The following is a 25,450-nucleotide window of genomic DNA, read 5'->3' on the forward strand; positions in this document are numbered from 1 at the left end:
TCCTACGGCTCGGGCTGCTCGTTCTGCTGCTCTGTCTGGTCGTTCTGACCGGTCGCGTCGTTCTGGCCGGTCGCGTCGTTCTGCCCGGTCGCGTCGTTCTGCCCGGCCTCGTCGTTCTGGGCCTGGCCCTCGGGGTCGGCCCCCGGGGTGACGGTGACCGTCACGGTCGGCGTGGGCTTCGGCTGCTTCTTCTCCGGGAGCACCGTGTCGCGCGGGTCCTTCGCCGGGGCCTGGACGACGACGCCGACGATGTCGAGCTTGGTGAAGCTGACGAACGGCGTGACGTCGAGGATGCGGGTGAGGTCGCCGCCGTTGGGGTCGACGCGGGTGATGGTGCCGACGGGCACGCCCGGCACGAACGGCTTGTCGGCCTGGGAGCCGAAGGTGACGAGGCGGTCGCCCTTCTTGACGTCGGCCTTGCCGTTGAGGAGTTCGACGCGCAGCGGGCGGCTGCCCTGCCCGGAGGCGAAGCCGAGTTCGTCGCCGGACTCCATCCGGGTGCCGACGGTGAAGTCCGGGTCGTTGGCGAGCAGCACGGTGGCGGTGTGGGGGCCGACGGTGGTCACGCGTCCGACGAGACCGTCGCCGTTGAGGACGGTCATGTCGCGCTTGATGCCGTCGTTGGCGCCGGCGTCGATGGTGATGGTCCAGGAGAAGCCCTGGGCGGCTCCTATGGCGATGACCTGGGCGCCCTTGATGCCGTACTGCCCGGCCCCGGCGAGTCCGAGCATCTTGTCGAACTGCTTCAGCCGGCTGCGGCCGCGCTCGTCGCTGCCGAGCTTCGCCTTGAGGGCCGCGTTCTCCGTCTCCAGCCGGGAGAGCCGGTCGTGCCGGTCGCCGGAGTCGCGGATCGCGGAGACCGCGTTGCCGACCGGGTCGACCGCGGAGGAGACCCCGTTCTCGATCGGACCGAAGACGTTGGCCGCGGCCTGCCGGGCACCGTCGACCGGTGAGTCCTCCCCGCCGCGGATGTCCACCGTGATCAGTGCGAACGCGATGGCGATCAGCAGCACCAGGAGCAGCCGGCTCTCTTTCGTGTCCCTCACGTGCGGCGGCCGTGCCTTCCTCGTCGAAATTCGGGAATCTCGGAATGTACGTGGCGGTGTTCAGGAATTCAGGTGATGCGGTACGTCGGGCACTTCACGCGCATCCGGTACCGGAACCCTCTATATCAACGATCCGCCGCACGAGAGGAGATCGTCTCGTACGGCGGAACCGAAGTGTGACGTCATCTGCGGGGCGAGGCGTCCAGCACCTGCTGGAGCGCCTCGAACTCCTCGACGCACTTGCCGCTGCCGAGCGCCACGCTGTCCAGCGGGTCCTCGGCGATGTGGATCGGCATCCCGGTCTCCCGGCGCAGCCGTTCGTCGAGCCCGCGCAGCAGCGCACCGCCGCCGGTCAGGACGATGCCCCGGTCCATGATGTCGCCGGACAGCTCCGGCGGACACTTGTCGAGGGTCGTCTTGACGGCGTCGACGATGGCGTTGACCGGCTCCTCGATCGCCTTGCGCACTTCGGCGGCGGAGATGACGACGGTCTTGGGCAGCCCGGAGACGAGGTCCCGGCCACGGATTTCGGTGTGCTCGTCGGAGTCGAGGTCGTACGCAGAACCGATCGTGATCTTGATCTGTTCGGCCGTGCGCTCACCCAGCAGAAGGCTGTACTCCTTCTTCACGTGCTGGATGATCGCGTTGTCCAGCTCGTCACCCGCGACGCGGATGGACTGGGCCGTGACGATGCCGCCGAGCGAGATGACCGCGACCTCCGTGGTGCCGCCGCCGATGTCCACCACCATGTTGCCCGTGGCCTCGTGGACCGGCAGGCCGGAGCCGATGGCCGCGGCCATGGGCTCCTCGATGATGTGCACCTGCCGGGCGCCGGCCTGGGACGACGCCTCGATGACGGCACGGCGCTCGACGCCGGTGATGCCCGAGGGCACACAGACGACGACCCGCGGACGAGCCAGATAACGCCGCTTGTGGATCTTCAGGATGAAGTAGCGGAGCATCCGCTCGGTGATCTCGAAGTCGGCGATGACGCCGTCCTTCAGCGGACGCACGGCAACGATGTTGCCGGGCGTGCGCCCGATCATCTTCTTCGCTTCGGCGCCGACCGCGAGGATGCCACCGGTGTTGGTGTTGATCGCGACGACGGACGGCTCGTTGAGTACGATCCCGCGACCCCTGACGTACACCAGCGTGTTGGCGGTCCCGAGGTCGACAGCCATGTCACGGCCGATGAACGACATTGAGTTCCCCATCAGGATTCGACTGGCCTTCCCAGGAGCTTTTGAGGGCTTTTCAGGTCGGCGAAGTGGGTGCAGTGACGCGTGGAGGCTTCCATCGTAGACGCGCTTTCGCGAACACTGCGCGAGGGTCTCCGCCATTGTCAGCAGATGGCGCACCGCCTCGCTTGTGGAGACGGGCCAACGGTGGGATCCGTTCCCCCGATCAGGCGCGCATATGCCACAGGGCGGTCGCTTTCGCGCGACCGCCCCGGCTCCGCCCGGTCCATTCGACTGACGTGGTGTCAGAAAAAAGGTGCTCCCGGCGTGTCCCGAAGGAGGATCAGACCCGGCCCGGGAAGAAGATCTTCAGCTCACGCTCGGCGGACTCCTCGGAGTCGGAGGCGTGGATCAGGTTCTCGCGGACGATCACACCGTAGTCCCCGCGGATGGAGCCCGGGGCGGCGGCGATCGGGTCGGTCGGACCGGCCAGCGCGCGCACGCCCTCGATGACCCGCTCGCCCTCCACGACCATCGCCACGACCGGCCCGGACGCCATGAACTCGACCAGCGGCTCGTAGAACGGCTTGCCCTTGTGCTCGCCGTAGTGCTGCTCCAGCGTCTCGGCGTCCAGGGTGCGCAGTTCCAGCGCGGTGATCTGCCAGCCGGCCTTGCGCTCGATACGGCTGATGATCTCGCCGGTCAGGCCACGACGGACGGCGTCGGGCTTGAGGAGGACGAGGCTGCGCTGGGTCACGAGGGCTCCCTTGGAGATGTGCGGTCGTGCGGGTGATGAATGAGGTTACCGGGCGTGTCGCGGCGCCCGTCACGCAGCGTCAGGCACACCGGTCCGTCGGCCGGGTCGCGCCCCTCAGGCGGGATCGGGCGCGGAGGCCTCGGCCTGGGCGGCGAACCTCGCCTTCGCCTCGTCGATCTTCCGCCCGTAGTGCACGGAGGCCCACCACAGGGCGGCGAAGACCGCGCCGAGGAAGAACATGGTCGGCACCACGAAGCCGGCGGCGATCAGCGCGACCTGCAGCGCCCAGCCGAGGGCGACCCCGCCGGGCCGGGTGATGACCCCGCACAGCAGCACGCTGAGGACCATGGCGATGCCGCTGACCGTCCACACGGTCCCCACGGACAGGTCCGGGTCCTTCATGGCGACCAGCCCGGCGAAGCCGATCACGAAGAACTCGCCGATCAGAGTCGAAGCACAGAGCGTACGCACGGTTTCTCAGCCCCTCCTCAGGAGCAGTCGGGCCTCGCCGACGGTGATGACGGAACCGGTGACGAGCACACCGCCGCCCGCGAACTCGCCCTCCTCCTCGGCCAGCGTGATCGCGGCCTCCAGGGCGTCCGGCAGCCGCGGCTCGACCTGGACGCGGTCGTCGCCGAAGACCTCCACGGCGATCGCGGCCAGCTCGTCGGCGTCCATCGCGCGGTGGCTGGAGTTCTGGGTGACGACGACCTCGGCGAAGACCGGCTCGAAGGCTTCGAGGAGCCCCCGCACGTTCTTGTCGCCGCTGGCGCCGACCACACCGATCAGCCGGCTGAACTGGAACGCCTCCCCCACCGCCTCGGCGGTGACCCGGGCGCCGGCCGGGTTGTGCGCGGCGTCGAGGACCACGGTCGGCGAGCGCCGCACCACCTCCATCCGCCCCGGCGAGGCGACGGAGGCGAAGGCCTTGCGGACCGTGTCGATGTCCAGCGGCTCGGGGCGCTGCGCGCCGACGCCGAAGAACGCCTCGACGGCGGCCAGCGCGACGGCCGCGTTGTGCGCCTGGTGGGCGCCGTGCAGCGGCAGGTAGACCTCGGTGTACTCGCCGCCGAGCCCGCGCAGGGTGACCAGCTGCCCGCCGACGGCGACCTCGCGGGCGACGACGCCGAACTCCAGCCCCTCGCGGGCCACGGTGGCGTTGACGTCGACGGCCTTCTTCAGCATCACCTGCGCCGCGTCCACCGGCTGCTGGGCCAGGATGACGGTGGCGTCCTGCTTGACGATGCCGGCCTTCTCGACCGCGATCTCGCCGGGCGTCTCGCCGAGCCGGTCGGTGTGGTCCAGGTCGATGGGGGTGACGACGGCGACGTCCCCGTCGATGACGTTGGTGGCGTCCCAGGAGCCGCCCATCCCGACCTCGACGACGGCCACGTCCACGGGCGCGTCGGCGAAGGCGGCGTACGCCATGCCGGTCAGCACCTCGAAGAACGACAGCCGGTACTCCTGCTGCGCGTCGACCATCTCGACGTACGGCTTGATGTCGTCGTACGTCTCGACGAACCGCTCGGCGGAGATCGGCGCCCCGTCCAGGCTGATCCGCTCGGTGATCGACTGCACGTGCGGCGAGGTGTACCGCCCGGTGCGCAGCTCGAAGGCGCCGAGCAGGGCCTCGATCATGCGGGCGGTGGAGGTCTTGCCGTTGGTCCCGGTGATGTGGATGGAGGGGTACGAGCGCTGCGGCTCGCCCAGCACGTCCATCAGCGCGGCGATCCGGCTGACGGACGGCTCCAGCTTGGTCTCGCCCCAGCGGGTCGCCAGCTCCGTCTCCACGGCACGCAGCGCCGCGTCCACCTCGGGGTCCTCCGGGCGCCCGGGGACGTCGGCCTCCGGGGGGCCGCCCTGGGTGCGCAGGGTGCGGCTGCCGGCCTCGATGACGGCGAGGTCGGGGTCGCGGGTGGTCTCCGCGTCGATGATCTCGTCGAAGGAGTCGAGGGGGTCGGAGGGGTCGGGCTGGTCGTTCTCGCCGGGGTTGTCGCTCACGGGGACCAGTCTACGTACCCCGTCCCGCGGGCAGTCGTGCCCACCGCTGCGGGCAGTCGTGCCGCTGGGGCGGCACGGGTGGGCGCAGCGGCACCCCGTCAGCGCCGGGCTGCGCGACCCCCTGCGGGGCGCCGGCGGAGGGGGTGGCCCGGGTCTCGCGGCGAGTGCGGCGCCGTTGTGGCCGGTCGCGCCCGCGCGGCGGAGCCGCATACCGATAAGGCCCCTCGCCCCTGGATAAGTGACGGCCCCCGGTGCCAGTACGGCGCCGGGAGCCTTCATCGACGTACGGGCGTTACGCCTCCGGCAGCTTCTCCAGCTGGGCCTGGATACGGGCGATGTCCTCGTCCGCCTTGGTCAGGCGGCCCCGGATCTTGTCCACGACGTGGTCCGGCGCCTTGGCGAGGAACGCCTCGTTGCCGAGCTTGGCGTTCGCCTGGGCCTTCTCCTTCTCCGCCGCCGCCAGATCCTTCGCCAGCCGCTTGCGCTCGGCCGCGAAGTCGATGACACCGGAGAGGTCGAGGGCCACCTCGACTCCCGCCACCGGCAGCGTCGCCGTCGCCGTGAACGACTCGCCCTCCGGCTGGAGCCGCAGCAGCTGACGGACGGCCGCCTCGTGGGCCGCGAGCGCGCTGCCGGTCAGGGTCAGCCGGGCCGGGACCCGCTGGCCGGGCTGGAGCCCCTGGTCGGCACGGAAGCGCCGGACCTCGGTGATCACCGACTGGACGGTCTCGATCTCCCGCTCGGCCGCCGCGTCCCGGAAGCCCGAGTCGGTGGGCCACTCGGCGATGACGACCGACTCGCCACCCGTGAGCGTCGTCCACAGCGTCTCGGTGACGAAGGGGACGACCGGGTGGAGCAGGCGCAGCGTCACGTCCAGGACCTCGCCCAGGACGCGCTGGGAGACCTCGGCCGCCTCGCCGCCCGCCTGGAAGGTGGTCTTGGACAGCTCGACGTACCAGTCGAAGACCTCGTCCCAGGCGAAGTGGAACAGGGCGTCGGAGAGCTTCGCGAACTGGTAGTCCTCGTAGTACGCGTCGACCTCGGCGACCACCGAGTTCAGCCGGGACAGGATCCACCGGTCGGTCGAGGACATCTTCGACGCGTCCGGCAGCGGGCCGTCCACCGTCGCGCCGTTCATCAGCGCGAAGCGGGTGGCGTTCCAGATCTTGTTGGCGAAGTTCCGCGAGCCCTGGACCCAGTCCTCGCCGATCGGGACGTCGACGCCCGGGTTGGCGCCGCGCGCGAGGGTGAAGCGGAGGGCGTCCGAGCCGTACTTGTCCATCCAGTCCAGCGGGTTCACGACGTTCCCGAAGGACTTGGACATCTTCTTGCCGTTCTGGTCACGGACCATGCCGTGCAGGGCGATGGTGTGGAACGGCGGGGTGCCGTCCATCGCGTAGAGGCCGAACATCATCATCCGGGCGACCCAGAAGAAGAGGATGTCGTAGCCGGTGACCAGGACGGAGTTCGGGTAGAACTTCGCGAGCGACTCGGTCTGCTCGGGCCAGCCGAGGGTGGAGAAGGGCCACAGGCCGGAGGAGAACCAGGTGTCCAGGACGTCGGAGTCCTGGTACCAGCCCTCGCCGCTCGGCGGCTCCTCGTCGGGCCCGACGCAGACGACCTCGCCGTCCGGGCCGTACCAGACCGGGATGCGGTGGCCCCACCAGAGCTGACGCGAGATGCACCAGTCGTGGAGGTTGTCGACCCAGTCGAAGTACCGCTTCTCCATCTCCTGCGGGTGGATCTTGACCTTGCCGTCGCGGACCGCGTCACCGGCGGCCTTCGCCAGCGGGCCGACCTTGACCCACCACTGCATGGACAGGCGCGGCTCGATGGTGGTCTTGCAGCGCGAGCAGTGGCCGACGGAGTGGACGTAGGGCCGCTTCTCGGCGACGATCCGGCCCTCGGCGCGCAGCGCGGCGACGATGGCGGAGCGGGCCTCCAGGCGGTCCAGGCCCTGGAAGGGGCCGTGGGCGGTGATGACGGCGTGCTCGTCCATGACCGCGATGGCGGGCAGGTCGTGGCGCCGGCCGATCTCGAAGTCGTTCGGGTCGTGGGCGGGCGTCACCTTGACGGCGCCGGTGCCGAACTCGGGGTCGACGTGCTCGTCGGCGACGACCGGGATGGAGCGGTCGGTCAGCGGCAGCTTGATCTGCTTGCCGACCAGGTGCTTGTACCGCTCGTCCTCGGGGTGGACGGCGACGGCGGTGTCGCCGAGCATCGTCTCCGCGCGGGTGGTGGCGACGACGATGGTCTCGTCGCCCTCCCCGTACTTCATGGAGACCAGCTCGCCGTCGTCGTCCTGGTACTCGACCTCGATGTCGGAGATCGCGGTCAGACAGCGCGGGCACCAGTTGATGATGCGCTCGGCGCGGTAGATCAGCTCGTCGTCGTAGAGCCGCTTGAAGATGGTCTGGACGGCCTGGGACAGGCCCTCGTCCATCGTGAAGCGCTCACGCGACCAGGCGACGGCGTCGCCGAGGCGGCGCATCTGGCCGCTGATCTGGCCGCCGGACTCGCTCTTCCACTGCCAGACGCGCTCGACGAAGGCCTCCCGGCCGAGGTCGTGCCGGGACTTGCCCTCCTTGCCCAGCTCCCGCTCGACGACGTTCTGCGTGGCGATGCCGGCGTGGTCCATGCCGGGCTGCCACAGCGTCTCGTAGCCCTGCATGCGCTTGCGGCGCGTCAGGGCGTCGATGAGCGTGTGCTCGAAGGCGTGCCCGAGGTGCAGGCTGCCCGTGACGTTCGGCGGCGGGATGACGACGGTGTACGGCGGCTTCTCGCTCTTCGCGTCGGCCTCGAAGTAACCCCGCTCTACCCAGCGCTCGTACAGCTGCCCCTCTACCTCGGCCGGCGTGTACTGGGTCGGCAGTTCGGTGCTGGGTGCGGGCTGCGGCTGCTGAGAGTTCTCGGTCACGGGGGTCAGTTTACGGGCGTCACGGCCCTGTCCCGAAACCCGTTTCATTTGTAACGGTGCGGCCCCCGGTGACCTGCGCACGCCATGCCTGAGTCAGGATGTCAGCACCACGTAAAGCATCTGAGGGGGAACCCAGGAATGAGTCACAACCAGCCGGGCCCGTACGGCGGGCAGCCCCAGCAGCCCGGACCGTACGGTCAGCCGGGGCCGTACGGCCAGCAGCCGCCGCAGGCCCCGCAGCCCGGCTACGGCTACCCCCAGCAGACGCCTCCCCCGCAGCCGGGTTACGGCTACCCCCAGCAGCCCCAGCAGGGCGGCGTCCCGCCGCAGGCTCCGCCCTACGGCCAGCAGCCCGCGTACGGTCAGCAGCCCCCGTACGGCCAGCAGCCGCCCTACGGCCAGCAGCCGTACGGCATGCCGCAGCCCCCGGCTCCGGGCGGTGGCGGCAAGAAGAAGGCCGGTCTGATCATCGGCGCGGTCGCCGTCGTGGCGGCGATCGGCGTGGGGGCCTACTTCGTGATCGGCGGAGGCGGCGGCGCGGGTGGCCTGGAGGACGACGGCGCCCACAAGCTGACGACGCCGGCGAAGGCGCTCAGCGAGTACACGAAGGTCCAGGGCCAGGAGAGCGGCGACTCCGACACCGCCAAGGACATGGAGAAGAGCGGCGTCAAGGACGGCACCGCCGTGATCGGGCAGTGGTCGACCGCCGACTTCAGCGGCTACGACCCCGAGGACCCGTCCACCCTGCCCGACCAGTCGGAGCTGCTGACCGCCAAGGGCTTCACCATGGTGGGCGGTTACGGCAAGATCGACGACCCCCAGGCGACCCTGGACAAGTTCTTCGCCAACATCCAGAAGGAAGTCAAGGAGAGCTCCACCAGCGACACCGGCGGCATGCAGAACGCCGAGCTGGTCGGCGAGCCCGAGGAGGTCGAGATCGACGGCGCCGTCGCCAAGTGCCAGTCGACCAAGGCCACCAACGCGCTCACCAAGAAGGAGTCGACCGACTGGTTCTGCGCCTGGGCCGACTACAGCACGATCGCCATGGTCTCGCCCGGCGACAACTCCGGCACCGGGGTGAACAAGGACACCGCGGTCGACATGACGACGAAGCTGCGGGGCGAGGTCCGCGTCAAGGCCTGACGCACGACCCACCACAGCGTGGAAGGGGCCCGGTCGCCGTGACCGGGCCCCTTCCACGTGTGTTCGTACGGTGCGGCTACGCCGTCTTCTGCTCGCCCGGGCCGCGCCCGCGCGAATCCCGGGGGATCAGCGTCGGGTTGACGTTGGAGAGGACCACGTCGGCGGTGATGACGACGCGGGCCACGTCCTTGCGGGACGGGACCTCGTACATCACGCCCTGGAGGACTTCCTCCATGATGGCCCGCAGGCCGCGCGCGCCGGTCTGGCGGAGGATGGCCTGGTCGGCGATGGCCTCCAGGGCCTCGCGCTCGAAGTCCAGCTCGACGCCGTCGAGTTCGAAGAGGCGCTCGTACTGCTTGACGAGGGCGTTGCGCGGCTCGACCAGGATCTGGAGGAGCGCCTCGCGGTCGAGGTTGTGCACCGAGGTGATGACCGGGAGCCGGCCGATGAACTCGGGGATCATGCCGAACTTGACCAGGTCCTCCGGCATGACCTGCTCGAACTGGTCCTTGGACTCGATCTCCCGCTTGGAGCGGATCTGCGCGCCGAAGCCGATGCCCTTGGCGCCCGCCCGGCCCTCGATGATCTTCTCCAGGCCCGCGAAGGCACCGCCCACGATGAACAGCACGTTCGTCGTGTCGATCTGGATGAACTCCTGGTGCGGGTGCTTGCGTCCGCCCTGCGGCGGGACGGAGGCCGTGGTGCCCTCCAGGATCTTCAGCAGGGCCTGCTGGACGCCCTCGCCCGACACGTCGCGCGTGATGGAGGGGTTTTCACTCTTCCTCGCGACCTTGTCGATCTCGTCGATGTAGATGATCCCGGTCTCGGCCTTCTTGACGTCGTAGTCCGCGGCCTGGATCAGCTTGAGCAGGATGTTCTCGACGTCCTCGCCGACGTACCCCGCCTCGGTGAGCGCCGTGGCGTCGGCGATCGCGAAGGGCACGTTCAGCATGCGGGCGAGGGTCTGGGCGAGGAGGGTCTTGCCGGAGCCCGTGGGGCCCAGCAGGAGGATGTTGGACTTCGCCAACTCGATGGCGTCCTCGCGCCCTTGGGCGCCGCCGTTCTCGCCGGCCTGGACCCGCTTGTAGTGGTTGTACACCGCGACGGAGAGGGCCTTCTTGGCCGCTTCCTGGCCGACCACGTAGCTCTCGAGGAACTCGTAGATCTCGCGGGGCTTCGGGAGCTCCTCCCAGCGCACCTCGCTGGTCTCGGCCAGCTCCTCCTCGATGATCTCGTTGCAGAGGTCGATGCACTCGTCGCAGATGTACACACCGGGCCCTGCGATGAGCTTCTTGACCTGCTTCTGGCTCTTCCCGCAGAACGAGCACTTGAGCAGATCGCCGCCGTCACCGATGCGTGCCACGGTGTGCTTCCCCTTCGCCTGGGAGACTCCCGGACGTCGACGTCACGTCAACGGCGGGCGGACTCCTGGTGCTGCCTTATGTCCGACGGTACCTTGCCGGGCCCCTCGTCCGGGCCCCCCTTGGCACGGTTCCCTTTGACGTGAATCGCGTCAAACCGTGCCAAGGAGCGGCAGACGATACAGCCTCCCGCCTAGCGGAGAGAGGAGTTGTCCATCTTCCGGGTGGTGATGATCTGGTCGATCAGGCCGTAGCTCAGCGCGTCCTCGGCCGTGAGGATCTTGTCGCGCTCGATGTCCTCGCGGATCTTCTCGACCGGCGTGGTGGAGTGCTTGGCCAGCATCTCCTCCAGCTGCGAGCGCATCCGGAGGATCTCGTTGGCGGCGATCTCCAGGTCGGAGACCTGGCCGCGGCCGGTCTCGCTGTACGGCTGGTGGATCAGGACGCGGGCGTTCGGCAGGGCCATGCGCTTGCCCGGCGTACCGGCGGCCAGCAGGACGGCGGCGGCGGAGGCGGCCTGGCCCATGCAGACCGTCTGGACGTCCGGCTTCACGTACTGCATCGTGTCGTAGATGGCCGTGAGCGCGGTGAAGGAGCCGCCGGGGCTGTTGATGTAGACCGAGATGTCCCGGTCGGGGTCCATCGACTCCAGGCACAGCAGCTGCGCCATGACGTCGTTGGCCGAGGCGTCGTCGATCTGGACGCCGAGGAAGATCACCCGCTCCTCGAAGAGCTTCGCGTACGGGTCGTACTCGCGCACGCCCTGCGAGGTGCGCTCGACGAAGCGCGGGATGACGTAGCGGGACTCGGCCTGCGGGCCGGTGTAGCGGCCCTGGGAGGCGGCGCGCGTGTCCTGTGTGGCGTTCATGCGGTCGTACAGGCCGCTGCCGGGGAAGTCGTTCACAGTGTCTCCTGTAAAGGGGCTGAGGCGGTCGGCTCGGGGCGGAGGATGGCTCAGGCGCCCGTGCCGCCGCCGCCCGGCATGCCGGCGGCCGTGGCGATGACGTCGTCGATGAGGCCGTACTCCTTGGCCTCGAAGGCGTCGAACCAGCGGTCGCGGTCCGAGTCGCGGGTGATCTGCTCGATCGTCTGGCCGGTGTGCTGGGAGGTCAGCTCGGCCATGCGCTTCTTGGTGTGCAGCAGCCGCTCGGCGTGGATCTTGATGTCCGAGGCCGAACCGGCGAGGCCGGCGGAAGGCTGGTGGATCAGGATCTCGGCGTTCGGCAGCGCGAAGCGCTTGCCGGGGGTGCCCGCGCTGAGCAGGAACTGCCCCATGGAGGCCGCGAGACCCATCGCGATCGTCACCACGTCGTTCTTGATGTACTGCATGGTGTCGTAGATCGCCATGCCGGCCGTGATCGAACCGCCCGGGCTGTTGATGTACAGGAAGATGTCCTTGTCCGGGTCGGAGGCAAGGAGCAGCAGCTGTGCGGTGATCTTGTTGGCGATGTCGTCGTCGACCGGCTGGCCGAGGAAGATGATCCGCTCGCCGAGCAGTCGGTTGTAGACCTGGTCGCCGAGGCCGCCACCGATAGAGGGCTCGCCGGCGGCTGAGGGCATCAGATTCGTCACGTATCCACCTGCTCGTCTTACGACGGCGCCGGGCCGTCTCACGTTTCCCTGCGGGGCTGGAGCCGCTTTCGGGGACTCCCCTGCCCTCGTATTCATGGACCCTAACGCGGTGACCGTGCGGTGCCATCCCGGTTCTGCGGGTGTTCGCCGGGGGCGTAGCGCTCCGCGAGGGTGCGGTTGCGGGATCCCGCCCCTGCGGTAGGTGTACGTCGCCGGGTGCGGGCCGTCTGTGGCTGGTCGCGCCCACGCGGCGGAGCCGCACAGTGATACAGCCCCGCGCCCCTTGCGGCGCTGTCCGGCCGTAAGCGAAAGGGCCCCGGCGTCAGACGTCCGGGGCCCGTTTCACACCCGTCGGGAACGGCGCGAGGGGGTCAGCCCTCGGTCTTCTCCTCGGCCTTGTCGTCGGCCTTCTCGGCGTCGGTGGACTCGGCGGCGGCCTCGGTGGCCTCCGTCTCCTCGTCCTCCTCGTCGTCCAGGTCGACGATCTCGCCGTTGGTGTCCTTGACCGTGGCCTTCTCGACCACGGCGGCCAGGGCCTTGCCGCGGGCGACCTCGCCGACGAGGAGCGGGACCTGGCCCTGCTCGACGACGGCCTGGGCGAACTGGTCGGGGGACATGCCGGAGGAGGCGGCGCGGCGCATGAGGTGCTCGGTCAGCTCTTCCTGGCTGACGTTGAGCTTCTCCTGCTTGACCAGCTCGTCGAGGACGAACTGGGTCTTGATGCCCTTGACCGCGGCCTCGCGGGTCTCGGTCTCGAACTCCTCGGCGGTCTTGCCCTGGAGCTCCAGGTACTTCTCGAGGTCGAGGCCCATCTGGCCGAGCTGGTGGTGCTCGAGGTTGTGCTTGCGGGTGTTGATCTCGTCCTCGAGGAGCTTCTCGGGGACCGGGACCTCGACCAGCTCGAGCAGCTTGTCCAGCACGCGCTCCTGGGCCTGCGTGGCCTGGTCGTACTGCTTCATGTTGGCCAGGCGCTTGCGGCTGTCGGCCTGCAGCTCCTCCAGCGTGTCGAACTCCGACGCGAGCTGCGCGAAGTCGTCGTCCAGCTCGGGCAGCTCGCGCGCGGCGACCTGGGTGACCTTGACGGTGACCTCGGCCTCCTTGCCGGCCGCCGAGCCGCCCTTGAGCTCGGAGGTGAAGGTGGCCTCGCCACCGGCCTCCAGGCCCTTCACGGCGTCGTCGATGCCGTCCAGCAGCTCGCCGGAGCCGATGGTGTAGGACACACCGTCGGCGACGCCGTCCTCGAGGATTTCGCCGTCGACCTTGGCCTGCAGGTCGATGGTGATCACGTCGCCGTCGGCGGCGGCGCGCTCGACCGGGGAAGTGGAGGCGAAGCGCTCGCGCAGCTGCTCCACCGACTTCTCGACGTCCTCGTCGCTGACCTCGACGGCGTCGACCTCGACCTCGATGCCGGAGTAGTCCGGGATCTCGATGGAGGGACGGATGTCGACCTCGGCGGTGAAGTTCAGCGTCTCGCCGTCCTTCAGCTCCGTGATGTCGACCTCGGGCTGGCCGAGCGGGTTCAGCTCGGCCTCGTTGACCGCGTCGGTGTAGAACTTCGGAAGCGCGTCGTTGACCGCTTCCTCCAGAACCGCACCGCGGCCGAACCGCTGGTCGATGACCCGGGCCGGGATCTTGCCCTTGCGGAAGCCCTTCACCGTGACCTGCTGGTTGATCTTCTTGTACGCCGCGTCGAGGCTGTCCTTGAGCTCCTCGAAGGGCACCTCGACAGTGAGCCGAACCCGGGTCGGGTTCAGGGTCTCCACGGCGCTCTTCACGGTTCGGTCTCCTTGGTGGCTGACTTCTTCGGTTCTGCCGGAACCAGAGAGTGTCCGGCAAATTTCGCCGCCCGGAGACTTCAGACGCTGATGACACACGGGCGTGCAGCTTGCATAGTAACGGCAGCGACTACACGGCCCAAAAGGCGATCACTCGGTGGATCGGTCGGTGGTCGGGGTGGCGGGATTTGAACCCACGGCCTTCCGCTCCCAAAGCGGACGCGCTACCAAGCTGCGCCACACCCCGTCTGGTGCGACACGTAGGGTACATGCCGCCAGGCACCGGGGCCGCAGGGTTTCCCGAGCGTCCGTGAAGGTCCGGCACGGACCGGAAGGGGTGTGCGGTGAGGGGGGACGACCCGCTACGATGCGTGCAGTGCCGCGGTCACCGACCCGCGGCGCGTGCTGTGCGGGCGTAGCTCAATGGTAGAGCCCCAGTCTTCCAAACTGGCTACGCGGGTTCGATTCCCGTCGCCCGCTCCGAGAGGCCTCCGGCCCGGTCCCCCAGGGGATCGGGCCGGAGGCCTTTGTGCGGTCCGGGGGCTGCCCGGGACGCATGGGGGCCTGGCAGCGGCGGGCTAGAACTGGATGTCGTTGATCGTCCTCGCTATCGAGTCCAGGAAGCGCTGGATGTCGTCGGCCATGCCGGTCGAGGCCAGGAAGAAGCCGAAGAGGACCGCGACGATCGCCGGCCCCGCCTTGATCGAGCCTCCCCGCAGCAGTACCACCAGGATGATCCCCAAGAGCAGCACCACTGACAGTGAAATGGCCACAACTGATCACACCCTCGGTCGGTCCGCACTCCCGCCCGGAGGTGCGGCACCGCACACCCCCGCCAGAACCATCGTGCCACCAACCGGGCCCCGTCATGCGGCAGGTGACACATCGTCCGGCCGGTTACGTCGACGGCGTGCTCCCCCGCGCGCGCGGGCGCGGCCCACCACCGCGATCCGTACGGAATTTCGATGGGCCACCCGTACGGGGAATTCGAGTCACTTCGTTTCCATGTCCACACAACGCGTTCGCAGATATTTCGAATTGTCGCGGCGGACACATCGGCGAGGACATCGGCGGCACATCGACAGGTACGCCGACAGGGTCATCACAGGGAGATCACAGGCTCACCCATGAGGCCCGTAAGGGTATTGAAGCGGACATTCCAGCGGAGTCGCCCGCCGGTCTTATGCGCCGTTTAGTCACGACGTGTCATGACAAGTGGGGTGCTCCAGCCGGGGCTTGGACGCGCGGCGACGCGCCGGGGATGTGGAAGCGGTCACGCGACCGGAGAGGCCGAGTTCCCGAAATACCGGGGTAGTCGAACGGTACTCACACCGTACTCAAGACCCGAAATGCGGGAATGACGTCGAGGGTTTTACGGATTCCCACGGAGAACGCTAGGGTGCCTCAGATGTTCTACGCTGCCTCGTCCCCCACCAGAGCAGCGAGGTCCTGTGACCGCTCGCCGGGTTCTCGGCGGGGGGTTGCATGACTAGCTCGCTGCGACCGCAGGGCGACCGGAAGTCGCCGTCCCCGCCCTCCCCGCCGAGCCGGCAGCGCGACGCGTTCTTCGACAACGCCAAGTACCTGGCGATCGTGCTGGTCGGTGTGGGCCACGCCTGGGGACAGATCCTGGACGGGAACCGGACCGTGGAGACCCTCTACCGGGTCCTGTACACGTTCCACATGCCGGCGTTCATCGTCATCTCCGGCTATTTCTCGCGCAGTTTCGACCTGAGCCCCAAGCGCGTCAAACGGCTGATCACCGGTGTCGCCGTCCCGTACCTCGTCTTCGAGGTCGCCTACACGCTGCACCGCCGCGTCAGCGAGGACCCGCAGAGCGACTTCAGCCTGCTGGACCCCACCTACCTCCTGTGGTTCCTGTGCGCGCTGTTCGTCTGGCGGCTGACCACCCCCATCTGGCAGACGGTCCGTTGGCCGCTCCCGATCGCCCTCGGCATCGCCGCGCTGGCCTCCGTGACGCCCAGCGTGGGCAACGACCTGAACATGCAGCGGGTGCTGCAGTTCCTGCCGTGCTTCGTGCTGGGTCTGGTACTGCGCCCCGAGCACTTCCAGCTGGTGCGGCGCCGCGCGGTGCGGATCCTGTCCGTGCCGGTGGTCGCGGCGGCGCTGGTGATCGCCTGGTGGTCGGTGCCGCGCATGGAGACCGGCTGGTTCTACCGCAACGCCGCCATGCAGGACACGGGCGCCCCCTGGTGGTCCGGGCCCGTCCTGACGCTGGCGCTCTTCGGCTGCTCCGTGGTGCTGACCGCGTGCTTCTTCGCCTGGGTGCCCGGCCGGCGCATGTGGTTCACGGCGCTCGGCGCCGGCACGATCTACGGCTACCTGCTGCACGGCTTCCTGGTGAAGGAGGGCACCTACACGGGCTGGTTCCAGCACTCCTTCCTGGACCAGCCGCTCGGCGAGATCGGGCTCACCGTCCTCGGCGCCGGCGCCGTCACCCTGCTGTGCACCAAGCCCGTCCAGCGGGTGCTGCGTTACGTGGTCGAGCCGAAGATGGACTGGGCCTTCAAGCGGGACCCCGGTGACGCCGCCCGGGGCCGTGAGAAGCGGGAGCGGTCCGGGGCGCGCGACACGGCCACCGCGCCCGCCGCGCCGAACGGCAGCGGCGAGAAGGTCTCCGTCTAGGACCGGTGGTCACCCCTGGCCGAGAAGTGCGCGCATGCGCGTGTACTTCTCGGCCAGTCGTGTGCGGGTGGCCTCGTCGAGGACGGCCAGCCGCGCGGGGTCGGCGTTGTGCGCCAGGTCCGCCTCCTTGACCAGCCGCGCGCCGGGGGTGGCCAGGATGCGCGCGGCGTACGCCTCGGGCGGCTCCCCCGGCCGCTTGGTGAGGGCCAGGACGATGTCCTTGGTACGGCGGCTCAGCGGCGCCTCGTCCAGCCGGCGCTCGGTCAGCGCGTCGTCCTCGACGGCGTCGTGCAGCCAGGCGGCCGCGATCTGCTCGTCGTCGCCGCCGCGCTCCCGTACGCCCTCGGCGACGGCCCGCAGGTGTTCGGCGTACGGCCGGCCCGCCTTGTCGGTCTGTCCGGCGTGGGCGGCGCGGGCGGTGGCCTCGACCTCGGCCAGCGAGAGCGGCGGGACGGGCGGTCCGGAGCCGGGTCCGGAGTCGTGGGAGGAGGGCGGCATGGGCCCAGTATGTCGGCGCGGGCCGTGGGGCGTCAGTCCATGGCCGGCGCGGACTGGGCGGTCGGGCCCTCCCGGCTGATCAGCAGCAGCGCCCGGTCGTCGTTGACGTCCTTCGCCACCGCCTCGATCAGGTGCCAGGCCGCGCCGTGGAAGCCGCCCGCGACATAGCGGTCGGCCTCGCCGGTGAGGCGGTCGATGCCCTCGACGATGTCCCGTTCGGAGGTCTCCACCAGGCCGTCCGTGAACAGCATCAGCACGTCCCCGGGCCGCAGCGATCCCTTCACCTGGTCGAATTGCGCACCGTCGTACACCCCGAGCAGCGGCCCCTCGGCCGACTTCTCCTCCCATCGGCCGGTGCCCGCGCTGAGCTGGAGGCCCGGCGGATGGCCGGCCGAATACAGCTCGTAGTCGCCGGAGTCGAGGTCCAGGACGAGGTGGATGGAGGTGGCGAAGCCCTCGTCCCAGTCCTGGCGGAGCAGGTAGCCGTTGGCGGCCGGCAGGAAGGCGTGCGGGGGCAGGCTGCCCAGCAGTCCGCCGAAGGCCCCCGAGAGCAGCAGGGCGCGCGAGGCCGCGTCCATGCCCTTGCCGGAGACGTCGGTGAGGACGACCTCCAGCGTCCGGCCACCGTTGGTGCGGGCCGCGACGACGAAGTCGCCGGAGAAGGACTGCCCGCCCGCCGGGCGCAGCGCCATCTCGCGGTGCCAGCCCTTCGGCAGCTTGGGCAGCTTGCTCTGGACGCGGATGCGTTCGCGCAGGTCGAAGAGCATGGTGCCGCCGCGCCGCCAGGGCACGCCCACCCGGCTGCGGAACTGGGCGACGAGGAGCCCGAAGAAGCCGCAGGCCGCGACCACCAGGACCACACCGGGCGTGACCCGGGAGGGGCCCTCGGTGTACGGGCCGAGCTGCACGGATTCCACGATCAGCGCGGTGGCCGCCGCGGCGTACAGGCCGAGCAGGCTCGCCGGGCGCAGCAGCAGGCCGCCCGCGACGATCGGGATGACCAGCGCGGAGGGCGAGCACCACACCGAGTTGGCCATCGTGGTGGCCGCGATGACGGGGATGGTCAGCAGCAGTCCGGCGAGCGCGATCCAGTCCGAGCCGTCGCCGCGGAAGTAGTCGACGGCGGCTCGGCGCACGCCGACGCGGGCCCGGTGCCACTGCTTCTTCCACCGGGCCGCGAACGTCTCGGCCTCCGCGCGCCGCTGTCGTCCTGCTGCCATTAGTTCGGGACCCTATCCATCGAACCGGCCGCTTGGCACGGGAGGTCCTACTTGTCCCCCGTCCGAGACCGGACTTCACAGTGAACTTCACGAACGGCTCCCGCGCCGCACCCCCGCGGAAATTCCCTCGCCCGTCCCGCGCGGCCCTGGTACGCATGCTGCATGGGAAGCTCCACGGATGATGACGGCGGTGTGAAGACGGAGCCGCGAGTGCTGCGGCGCGACGAGTGGGACAGGTGGTACGGGACGCTGATCCGTGCCTTCAGCGGGGTTCCGGAGCCCGCCGAGGAGTTGGAGCTGTACCGGGAGCTGACGCAGGTCGACCGGTCGATCGGTGTCTGGGAGGACGAGGGGGAGGGCGGCGCGTGCGTCGGGACGGCGGGGGCGTTCGCCTTCCGGATGACCGTGCCGGGCGGCGCGCTGGTGCCCGCCGCGGGCGTGACGATGGTGAGCGTCGCCGCCACGCACCGGCGCCGGGGCGTACTGACGTCGATGATGCGGCGGCAGTTGGACGACGTACGGGCCTGGGGCGAGCCGCTGGCCGTGCTGACGGCCTCCGAGCCGGCGATCTACGGCCGGTTCGGGTACGGCGCCGCGACCTTCGGGCTGAGCGCGGAGATCGACACGAGCCGGGTCCGGCTGTCGGTGCCGGCCGGCACGGACGACGTACGGCTGCGGTACGAGGCGCCCGCGGAGGTGCTCGACGCGTGCGAAGCGGTGTACGCGCGGCTGGTGCCGGGGCGGCCCGGGATGCTGGCCCGGCGGCCCGGCTGGGAGCGGCTGGCGCTGCTCGACCCGGAGAGCGGGCGGGACGGCGCCTCGCCCCTGCAGTGCGTGGTCGCCCGGCGGGGCGGCGAGGTCACCGGGTACGCGCGGTTCCGGGTACGGCCGTCCTGGGGGCCCGCGGGTCCCAAGGGCACGGTGGCCCTCGACGACCTGGCCGGCCTCGATCCGGCGACCGAGGCGGCGCTCTGGCGCTTCCTGTACGACATCGACCTCACCTCCACGCTGGCGGTGCGGGGGCGGCCGGTCGACGAGGCGTGGCAGCACCAGGTGTCGGACATCCGGCGGTGCCGGCCGGAGCTGCGGGACGCGCTGTACGTACGGCTGGTGGACGTGGGGGCGGCGCTCGCGGCGCGGACCTACCAGGCGCCGGTGGACGTGGTGTTCGAGGTCGAGGACGCCTTCTGCCCCTGGAACGCGGGGCGTTGGCGGCTGAGTGGCGACGCGAAGGGGGCGTCGTGCGAGCGTACGTCGGACGCGGCCGATCTCGCGCTGTCGGTACGGGAGTTGGGGGCGGCGTACCTCGGGGGCGTGAGCCTCGGTTCGCTGGGCGCGGCCGGGCGGGTGCGCGAGGTGCGGGCCGGGGCACTGGCGGCGGCGTCGGTGGGGTTCGGGTCGGACGTGGCGCCGTGGCTGCCGCACGGGTTCTGAGCGCGGGGCGCTAGGGGGGCCGTTCGGATCAGGCCGGCTCCGGGCGACGGTGCCATGTCGCCGACCCGAGCGGGGTCTGGTGCTGCAACTGGGGGCACCTCCCACGCCCTTCAGGCAGTGGGGGAGTGCGTGCCAGACCCCGCGACCCCGGCAAGATCCGAACGACACTCCCTAACGCCGCTGGCAGGCCGGGCACCAGAAGAGGTTGCGGGCGGCGAGGCCGGCGGTGCGGACCGGGCTGCCGCAGAGGTGGCAGGGCTGGTTCGCCCGCCGGTAGACGTAGACCTCGCCGCCGTGGTCGTCGACGCGGGGCGGGCGGCCCATGGCCTCGGGGGTGTGCTCGGGGCGGACGGTGTCGATGCGGTTGTTGCGCACGCCCTCGCGCATGAGGGCGGTGAGGTCCCGCCAGATCGCGTCCCACTCGGCGGGGGTGATGTCCTTGCCGGGGCGGTACGGGTCGATGCCGTGGCGGAAGAGGACCTCGGCGCGGTAGACGTTGCCGACGCCGGCGATGACCTTCTGGTCCATGAGCAGGGCGGCGATGGTGGTGCGGCTGCGGGAGATCCGGCGGTGGGCGGCCGCGGGGTCGGCGTCCGGGCGCAGGGGGTCGGGGCCGAGGCGGTCGTGTATCGCCTGCTTCTCCGGCGGCGTGATCAGGGCGCAGGTGGTGGGGCCGCGGAGGTCGACGTACGCGGTGTGGTTCGCGAGGCGGAGGCGGACGGTGTCCGTGGGCGGGGGTGCGGGGGTGGGGCCGAAGGTGACCTTGCCGAAGAGGCCGAGGTGGATGTGGACCCAGGTGGGGCTCTCGACCGCGTCCTCGGCTGCGCCGAAGCCCAGGAAGAGGTGTTTGCCGTGGGCGTCGGCGGTGGTCAGGACGGTGCCGTCGAGGAGGGCCGCGGAGTCGGCGAACTTGCCCTGGGGGCTGGTGACGTGGACTGCCGTCCGGGCGAAGGCGGCGGTGTAGTCCTGGGCCAGCCGGTGGATCGTGTGCCCCTCTGGCACGGGTGTGTCCTTTCGTCGCCTTCGGGTTGCCTCTGCCCACCCGTCCGCCCCACTCGGTGGGTCGAGAGGCTCGACTCGCCGCGGGGCTCCGCCCCGCACCCCGGCGGGGACTCCGTCCCCCGCACCCCTCCGGGCCGGTTTCCCAGCTCCCCGCCAGGCCCGGTCCCCTGCACCTCTCCAGGCCCGTTTCCCTGCACCTCTCCGGGCCACGTTTCCCTGCGACCGCCCGCCCCGGAGGGCTCATCCCCGTCCGACAGGCTCGCCTCCCCGGGTCGGCACCGCCCCCGGGCTGACGGGCCGGGGGGCGGGGCGGTCGGGGTTGTTACTGCTGGGGGTGGTGGGGCGGGATGGGGGGGAGGTCGCCCGTGGTCTCGTAGGACGTGAGCATGTCGATGCGGCGGATGTGGCGCTCGTCGCCGGAGAACGGGGTGGCGAGGAAGGTCTCGACGAACTTCGTCGCCTCGTCCTGCGTGTGCATGCGGGCGCCGACCGCGACGACGTTGGCGTTGTTGTGCTGGCGGCTCAGCGACGCCGTCTCCTCGCTCCAGGCCAGCGCCGCACGCACGCCCTTCACCTTGTTCGCCGCGATCTGCTCGCCGTTGCCGGAGCCGCCGATCACGATGCCGAGGGCGTCGGGGTCCGCGGCCGTGCGCTCGGCGGCGCGCAGGCAGAAGGGCGGGTAGTCGTCCTGGGCGTCATAGATGTGCGGGCCGCAGTCGACGGGCTCGTGGCCCGCCGCCTCGAGCCATTCGACGAGGTGGTTCTTGAGTTCGAAGCCCGCATGGTCCGAGCCGAGATACACGCGCATGCGTCGAGTGTGACACGGGGGGCGAGACGCGGACTCTCGGGGTGGCAGCCATGAGAAGACCACGTGAAGCTATGGAAGCTCAGGGAAAGCTCAAGTAACGATCCGGATTCAAAGGTTCCCGAATCCGTTCACCTCCGTTTCACTGGTCCGGCTCGTACACCGCTCGTACGGGAAAATGCTCGACCGGCGCAAAGGAAACCCTCCCCCATGACTTCGCAGCCGACCTTGACCAAACCCGAGGAGGAGCCCGCGGGTCCCTCCGGTCCCGGGTCCGGGCTTCAGGCCGGGCTCAAGAACCGCCATCTCTCGATGATCGCCATCGGCGGCGTCATCGGAGCCGGGCTGTTCGTGGGCTCCAGTACCGGGATCGCCACCGCGGGACCCGGCATCCTCCTCTCGTACGCCCTCGTCGGCACGCTCGTGGTGCTGGTGATGCGGATGCTCGGGGAGATGTCGGCCGCCAATCCGACCTCCGGATCGTTCTCCGCCCACGCCGACCGGGCGCTCGGGCCCTGGGCCGGGTTCTCCATCGGCTGGCTCTACTGGTTCTTCTGGGTCGTGGTGCTCGCCGTGGAGGCGACGGCCGGGGCGAAGATCCTGGAGGGCTGGATCCCCGCCGTGCCGCAGTGGGGGTGGGCGCTGATCGTGATGGTCGTGCTGACCGCCACCAACCTCGCCTCCGTCGGCTCCTACGGCGAGTTCGAGTTCTGGTTCGCCGGGATCAAGGTCGTCGCCATCGCCGCGTTCATCGTCGTCGGCGGGCTGGCCGTCTTCGGCGTGCTGCCCGGCGTGGACAGCGACCAGGCGGGGCTCGGCAACCTGACGGAACACGGCGGGTTCCTGCCGAACGGGGCCGGGGCCATCCTCACCGGTGTGCTGCTCGTGGTCTTCTCCTTCATGGGCAGCGAGATCCCCACCCTCGCCGCCGGTGAGTCCGAGGACCCGCAGCGGGCCGTCACCAAGGCGACCAACAGCATCATCTGGCGCATCGCCGTCTTCTACCTGGGCTCCATCTTCGTCGTGGTCGCCCTGCTGCCCTGGGACTCGCAGTCGATCGTCGACAAGGGCTCGTACGTCGCCGCGCTGGACTCGCTCGGCATCGCGAACGCCGGTCAGATCATGAACTTCATCGTGCTGACGTCCGTGCTGTCCTGTCTGAACTCCGGTCTTTACACCGCTTCCCGCATGGCCTTCTCGCTCGGTGAGCGGGGTGACGCGCCGCGGGCCTTCGCCCGGACCACCCGGCGCGGGGTGCCGCGGACGGCGATCCTGGTCTCCGTGGTGTTCGGCTTCGTCGCCGTGTTCTTCAACTACGAGTTCCCGGACTCCGTCTTCCTCTTCCTGGTCAACTCCTCCGGTGCCGTGGCCCTCTTCGTGTGGCTGGTGATCTGCTTCTCCCAGCTGCGGCTGCGCCGGATCATCCAGGCCGAGGCGCCGGAGAAGCTGGTGGTGCGGATGTGGCTGTTCCCGTATCTGACCTGGGCCGCCGCCGCCCTGATCGTCTTCGTGCTGGGCTACATGCTGACCGACACCGAGCACGACGGGCGCACCACCGTGCTGCTGTCGCTGCTCGTCGCCGCGCTGGTCCTCGTCGTCGCCTTCGTCAAGCAGCGGCTCGGGGCGGGCAAGGTGCGGCGCGGGACGGCCGAGGCCGTCGCCGAGAAGGACTGATCCCGGGCGCGGGTGCCTGAACACGCGAAAGAGGCTCGCGGGGAGCGCTTGCAACGCTCCCCGCGAGCCTCTTGCGTGGGCCCGTCGGCCGCTAGCGCTTGTCGACCAGCTTCCACGCGGTGGGCAGGACGCCCATCGCCAGCGCGGCCTTGAGCGCGTCGCCGATCAGGAACGGGGTGAGGCCGGCCGCGATCGCCGCGGTGAGGGACATGTCGGCGGCGAAGGCCAGGTAGGGCACGCCGACGGCGTAGATGACCGCCTCGCCGAGCAGCATCGTGCCGGCCGTGCGCAGCACCGAGCGGTCGGCGCCGCGACGGGCCAGGGCGCCCACGACCGTGACGGCGAGCAGCATGCCGAAGACGTAGCCGAGGGAGGGGGCCGCGGTGCCGGAGCCGCCCTCCGCGAACCACGGCATGCCCGCCATGCCGACCAGGGCGTACAGCGCGAGGGAGAGCAGACCGCGGCGGGCGCCGAGCGTGGTGCCGACGAGCAGTGCCGCGAAGGTCTGGCCGGTCACCGGCACCGGGGAGCCGGGCACGGGCACCGCGATCTGGGCCGCGACGCCGGTGAGCACGGCGCCGCCCGCCACGAGCGCGACGTCCCGGACTCGGGAGGAGGGGATGAGGTCGGCGAGGACCTGCCCGGAGCGGCGGGCGGAAACGGCAGCGGTGCTCATGGGGACTCCGCGGTGGTGTGGACATGTCGGGACACCGCGACGCTATCCCAGCGGCCGGGGCCGATCACCAGCAGCGCTCGACAAAGGCACGTTCGTCGGCTTGGTGGGCTCCCGACAAAGGACGCGGGATACACCTGGACTCGGGTGACACCGGTCACCGAGGGCGTGAGGCGGGCGTCACCAGTAAGCGGAACGACGCATTCGGACGATCACGTTCCGTATCCGGGCCGTCCGTATCGTGGGCATCCGCTGTCGCCGGGCGGCGCGAGACCGGAAACTGTGGGCGCTTTTGCCCTGCCCCAGTCCCCCACGCATCGGACGAGCCGCTCCATGTCCCACAGCACCACCACCGAGGCGCCCCGGCAGCCGGTGGACTCCTCCCTCTCCCACGGCCTCAAGCAGCGCCATCTGTCGATGATCGCCCTCGGCGGAGTGATCGGCGCCGGGCTGTTCGTCGGCTCGGGCGCCGGTATCGCCGCCGCCGGGCCCTCGATCGTCGTCGCCTACACCCTCTCCGGCCTCCTGGTGATGCTGGTGATGCGGATGCTGGGCGAGATGTCCGCCGCGTATCCGTCCTCCGGCTCCTTCTCCGCACATGCCGAACGGGCGATCGGCCCCTGGGCCGGCTTCACCGCGGGCTGGGCGTTCTGGGTGCTGCTGTGCACGGCGGTCGGCCTGGAGGGCATCGGTGCCGCGCAGATCGTGCACGGCTGGCTGCCGGGCACGCCCGAGTGGGCGTGGGTGGCGCTGTTCATGGTGGTGTTCTGCGGGACGAACCTGGCCGCGGTGAAGAACTTCGGCGAGTTCGAGTTCTGGTTCGCCGCGCTCAAGGTCGGCGCGATCTCGCTGTTCCTGGTGCTGGGCGTGCTGGCGATCTGCGGCGTCCTGCCGGGCACCGACTCCCCCGGCGGCTCCCACCTGGGCGACTTCCTGCCGAACGGCGGCAACGGCCTGATCATCGGCCTGCTCGCCTCGGTGTTCGCCTACGGCGGCCTGGAGACGGTCACCATCGCGGCGGCCGAGTCGGAGAACCCGGTCAAGGGCGTGGCGAGCGCCGTACGGACGGCGATGTGGCGCATCGCGCTGTTCTACATCGGCTCGATGGCGGTCATCGTGACCCTGGTCCCGTGGGACTCCCCCGAGGTCGTCGAGAAGGGCCCGTACGTCGCCGCCCTCGACGAGCTGGGCATCCCGGGCGCGGGTCAGCTCATGAACGTCGTGGTCCTGGTGGCCCTGCTCAGCGCGATGAACGCCAACATCTACGGCGCCTCCCGCATCGGCTACTCGCTGGTCGAGCGCGGCCAGGGCCCGAAGGTGCTGGGCCGGGTGTCGGGCGGGGTCCCGCGGATCGCGGTGCTGGTCTCCTCCCTCTTCGGCTTCGGCTGCGTCCTGCTCAGCTACTGGCGGCCGGACGACGTCTTCTCCTGGCTGCTGAACATGATCGGCGCGGTCATCCTGGTCGTCTGGATCTTCATCGCCGCCTCCCAGCTGCGGCTGCGCCGCCGCCTGGAGCGGGAGGCGCCCGACAAGCTGGTCGTGCGCATGTGGGGCTTCCCGTGGCTGACCTGGGTGGCGCTGGCGGCCATGGCCGCGGTGTTCGTGCTGATGGCCCGTGAGCCGGACACCCGGGTCCAGCTGTACTCGACGGGCGGGATGACGCTCGCCCTCGCCGCCGTCGGCTACGCCCGGCAGCGGCGGGCGGCCGCCCGCGGCTAGCCCCGGCGCCCGGTTCCTCCCGAGGGCCC

21 protein-coding genes and 2 tRNA genes are annotated in these 25,450 nt (G+C 70.2%); 6 read left to right on the forward strand and 17 right to left on the reverse strand.

Features of this window, described 5'->3' with window-relative positions:
• Window positions 1–2: 2 nt before the first annotated feature.
• The 6 genes from mreC to ACZ56V_RS06935 form a co-directional block, all read right to left on the reverse strand.
• Window positions 3–1,046: a rod shape-determining protein MreC gene (mreC, locus tag ACZ56V_RS06910; protein ID WP_468939905.1), complete on the reverse strand. Its 1,044-nt coding sequence runs from the start codon at window positions 1,044–1,046 to the stop codon at window positions 3–5.
• 182 nt (window positions 1,047–1,228) lie between these two features.
• Entirely contained in the window at window positions 1,229–2,248 is a 1,020-nt protein-coding gene (locus ACZ56V_RS06915) for a rod shape-determining protein (RefSeq protein ID WP_007449816.1), read from the reverse strand.
• 319 nt (window positions 2,249–2,567) lie between these two features.
• Window positions 2,568–2,981 (reverse strand): nucleoside-diphosphate kinase, encoded by a 414-nt coding sequence (gene ndk / locus ACZ56V_RS06920; RefSeq protein WP_356867991.1) that lies wholly within the window; start codon window positions 2,979–2,981, stop codon window positions 2,568–2,570.
• Between the two features lie 114 nt (window positions 2,982–3,095).
• Complete coding sequence (locus ACZ56V_RS06925; RefSeq protein ID WP_104633586.1) at window positions 3,096–3,452, reverse strand: DUF4233 domain-containing protein; 357 nt, start codon at window positions 3,450–3,452, stop codon at window positions 3,096–3,098.
• 6 nt (window positions 3,453–3,458) lie between these two features.
• Window positions 3,459–4,982 (reverse strand): bifunctional tetrahydrofolate synthase/dihydrofolate synthase, encoded by a 1,524-nt coding sequence (gene folC / locus ACZ56V_RS06930; RefSeq protein ID WP_468939910.1) that lies wholly within the window; start codon window positions 4,980–4,982, stop codon window positions 3,459–3,461.
• Between the two features lie 292 nt (window positions 4,983–5,274).
• On the reverse strand, window positions 5,275–7,899 hold the full coding sequence (locus tag ACZ56V_RS06935) for a valine--tRNA ligase (protein WP_398910905.1): 2,625 nt from the start codon (window positions 7,897–7,899) through the stop codon (window positions 5,275–5,277).
• A gap of 138 nt (window positions 7,900–8,037) precedes the next feature.
• On the opposite strand from ACZ56V_RS06935, the gene ACZ56V_RS06940 reads away from it, so the two are divergent.
• Window positions 8,038–9,042, forward strand: coding sequence for a hypothetical protein (locus tag ACZ56V_RS06940; RefSeq protein WP_398910903.1), 1,005 nt, complete (start codon window positions 8,038–8,040; stop codon window positions 9,040–9,042).
• Between the two features lie 76 nt (window positions 9,043–9,118).
• Here ACZ56V_RS06940 and clpX read toward each other — a convergent pair whose 3' ends face one another.
• The 5 genes from clpX to ACZ56V_RS06965 form a co-directional block, all read right to left on the reverse strand.
• On the reverse strand, window positions 9,119–10,405 hold the full coding sequence (clpX, locus tag ACZ56V_RS06945; protein ID WP_003976182.1) for an ATP-dependent Clp protease ATP-binding subunit ClpX: 1,287 nt from the start codon (window positions 10,403–10,405) through the stop codon (window positions 9,119–9,121).
• A 191-nt stretch (window positions 10,406–10,596) separates the two neighbouring features.
• On the reverse strand, window positions 10,597–11,307 hold the full coding sequence (locus ACZ56V_RS06950; protein WP_398910902.1) for an ATP-dependent Clp protease proteolytic subunit: 711 nt from the start codon (window positions 11,305–11,307) through the stop codon (window positions 10,597–10,599).
• 50 nt (window positions 11,308–11,357) lie between these two features.
• Complete coding sequence (locus tag ACZ56V_RS06955) at window positions 11,358–11,963, reverse strand: ATP-dependent Clp protease proteolytic subunit (protein ID WP_059302418.1); 606 nt, start codon at window positions 11,961–11,963, stop codon at window positions 11,358–11,360.
• Window positions 11,964–12,346: 383 nt separating this feature from the next.
• Entirely contained in the window at window positions 12,347–13,750 is a 1,404-nt protein-coding gene (gene tig / locus ACZ56V_RS06960) for a trigger factor (RefSeq protein WP_356359744.1), read from the reverse strand.
• Window positions 13,751–13,920: 170 nt separating this feature from the next.
• Window positions 13,921–13,997, reverse strand: a tRNA-Pro gene (locus ACZ56V_RS06965).
• Between the two features lie 162 nt (window positions 13,998–14,159).
• On the opposite strand from ACZ56V_RS06965, the gene ACZ56V_RS06970 reads away from it, so the two are divergent.
• Window positions 14,160–14,230 (forward strand) — tRNA-Gly (locus ACZ56V_RS06970).
• 98 nt (window positions 14,231–14,328) lie between these two features.
• On the opposite strand, the gene ACZ56V_RS06975 is transcribed toward ACZ56V_RS06970, so the two are convergent.
• Complete coding sequence (locus ACZ56V_RS06975; protein WP_104633591.1) at window positions 14,329–14,523, reverse strand: hypothetical protein; 195 nt, start codon at window positions 14,521–14,523, stop codon at window positions 14,329–14,331.
• Window positions 14,524–15,235: 712 nt separating this feature from the next.
• Between ACZ56V_RS06975 and ACZ56V_RS06980 the strand changes: the two genes are divergently transcribed.
• Window positions 15,236–16,396, forward strand: coding sequence for an acyltransferase family protein (locus ACZ56V_RS06980; RefSeq protein WP_398910899.1), 1,161 nt, complete (start codon window positions 15,236–15,238; stop codon window positions 16,394–16,396).
• A 9-nt stretch (window positions 16,397–16,405) separates the two neighbouring features.
• Here ACZ56V_RS06980 and ACZ56V_RS06985 read toward each other — a convergent pair whose 3' ends face one another.
• Both ACZ56V_RS06985 and ACZ56V_RS06990 read right to left on the reverse strand, forming a co-directional pair.
• Complete coding sequence (locus tag ACZ56V_RS06985; protein ID WP_356359722.1) at window positions 16,406–16,894, reverse strand: HD domain-containing protein; 489 nt, start codon at window positions 16,892–16,894, stop codon at window positions 16,406–16,408.
• A gap of 32 nt (window positions 16,895–16,926) precedes the next feature.
• Window positions 16,927–18,114 (reverse strand): PP2C family protein-serine/threonine phosphatase, encoded by a 1,188-nt coding sequence (locus tag ACZ56V_RS06990; protein WP_398910897.1) that lies wholly within the window; start codon window positions 18,112–18,114, stop codon window positions 16,927–16,929.
• Window positions 18,115–18,276: 162 nt separating this feature from the next.
• Between ACZ56V_RS06990 and ACZ56V_RS06995 the strand changes: the two genes are divergently transcribed.
• Window positions 18,277–19,548 carry a GNAT family N-acetyltransferase gene (locus tag ACZ56V_RS06995; protein ID WP_467378060.1) on the forward strand — a complete coding sequence of 424 codons (1,272 nt, stop codon included), beginning with the start codon at window positions 18,277–18,279 and terminating at the stop codon, window positions 19,546–19,548.
• A gap of 171 nt (window positions 19,549–19,719) precedes the next feature.
• On the opposite strand, the gene ACZ56V_RS07000 is transcribed toward ACZ56V_RS06995, so the two are convergent.
• Both ACZ56V_RS07000 and ACZ56V_RS07005 read right to left on the reverse strand, forming a co-directional pair.
• Entirely contained in the window at window positions 19,720–20,550 is an 831-nt protein-coding gene (locus ACZ56V_RS07000) for an Fpg/Nei family DNA glycosylase (protein ID WP_468939920.1), read from the reverse strand.
• A 322-nt stretch (window positions 20,551–20,872) separates the two neighbouring features.
• Complete coding sequence (locus ACZ56V_RS07005; protein WP_468939923.1) at window positions 20,873–21,358, reverse strand: ribose-5-phosphate isomerase; 486 nt, start codon at window positions 21,356–21,358, stop codon at window positions 20,873–20,875.
• A gap of 207 nt (window positions 21,359–21,565) precedes the next feature.
• Between ACZ56V_RS07005 and ACZ56V_RS07010 the strand changes: the two genes are divergently transcribed.
• The gene (locus ACZ56V_RS07010; RefSeq protein WP_398910890.1) at window positions 21,566–23,029 is read left to right on the forward strand and encodes an amino acid permease; all 1,464 of its coding nucleotides are present in this window, start codon (window positions 21,566–21,568) and stop codon (window positions 23,027–23,029) included.
• Window positions 23,030–23,120: 91 nt separating this feature from the next.
• Here the strand turns inward: ACZ56V_RS07010 and ACZ56V_RS07015 are convergent, their stop codons facing one another.
• Window positions 23,121–23,705, reverse strand: coding sequence for a biotin transporter BioY (locus tag ACZ56V_RS07015; protein ID WP_398910889.1), 585 nt, complete (start codon window positions 23,703–23,705; stop codon window positions 23,121–23,123).
• 330 nt (window positions 23,706–24,035) lie between these two features.
• Between ACZ56V_RS07015 and ACZ56V_RS07020 the strand changes: the two genes are divergently transcribed.
• Entirely contained in the window at window positions 24,036–25,421 is a 1,386-nt protein-coding gene (locus ACZ56V_RS07020) for an amino acid permease (protein ID WP_398910887.1), read from the forward strand.
• Window positions 25,422–25,450 lie beyond the last annotated feature (29 nt).

The organism is Streptomyces sp. NPDC034099 (assembly GCF_055575415.1).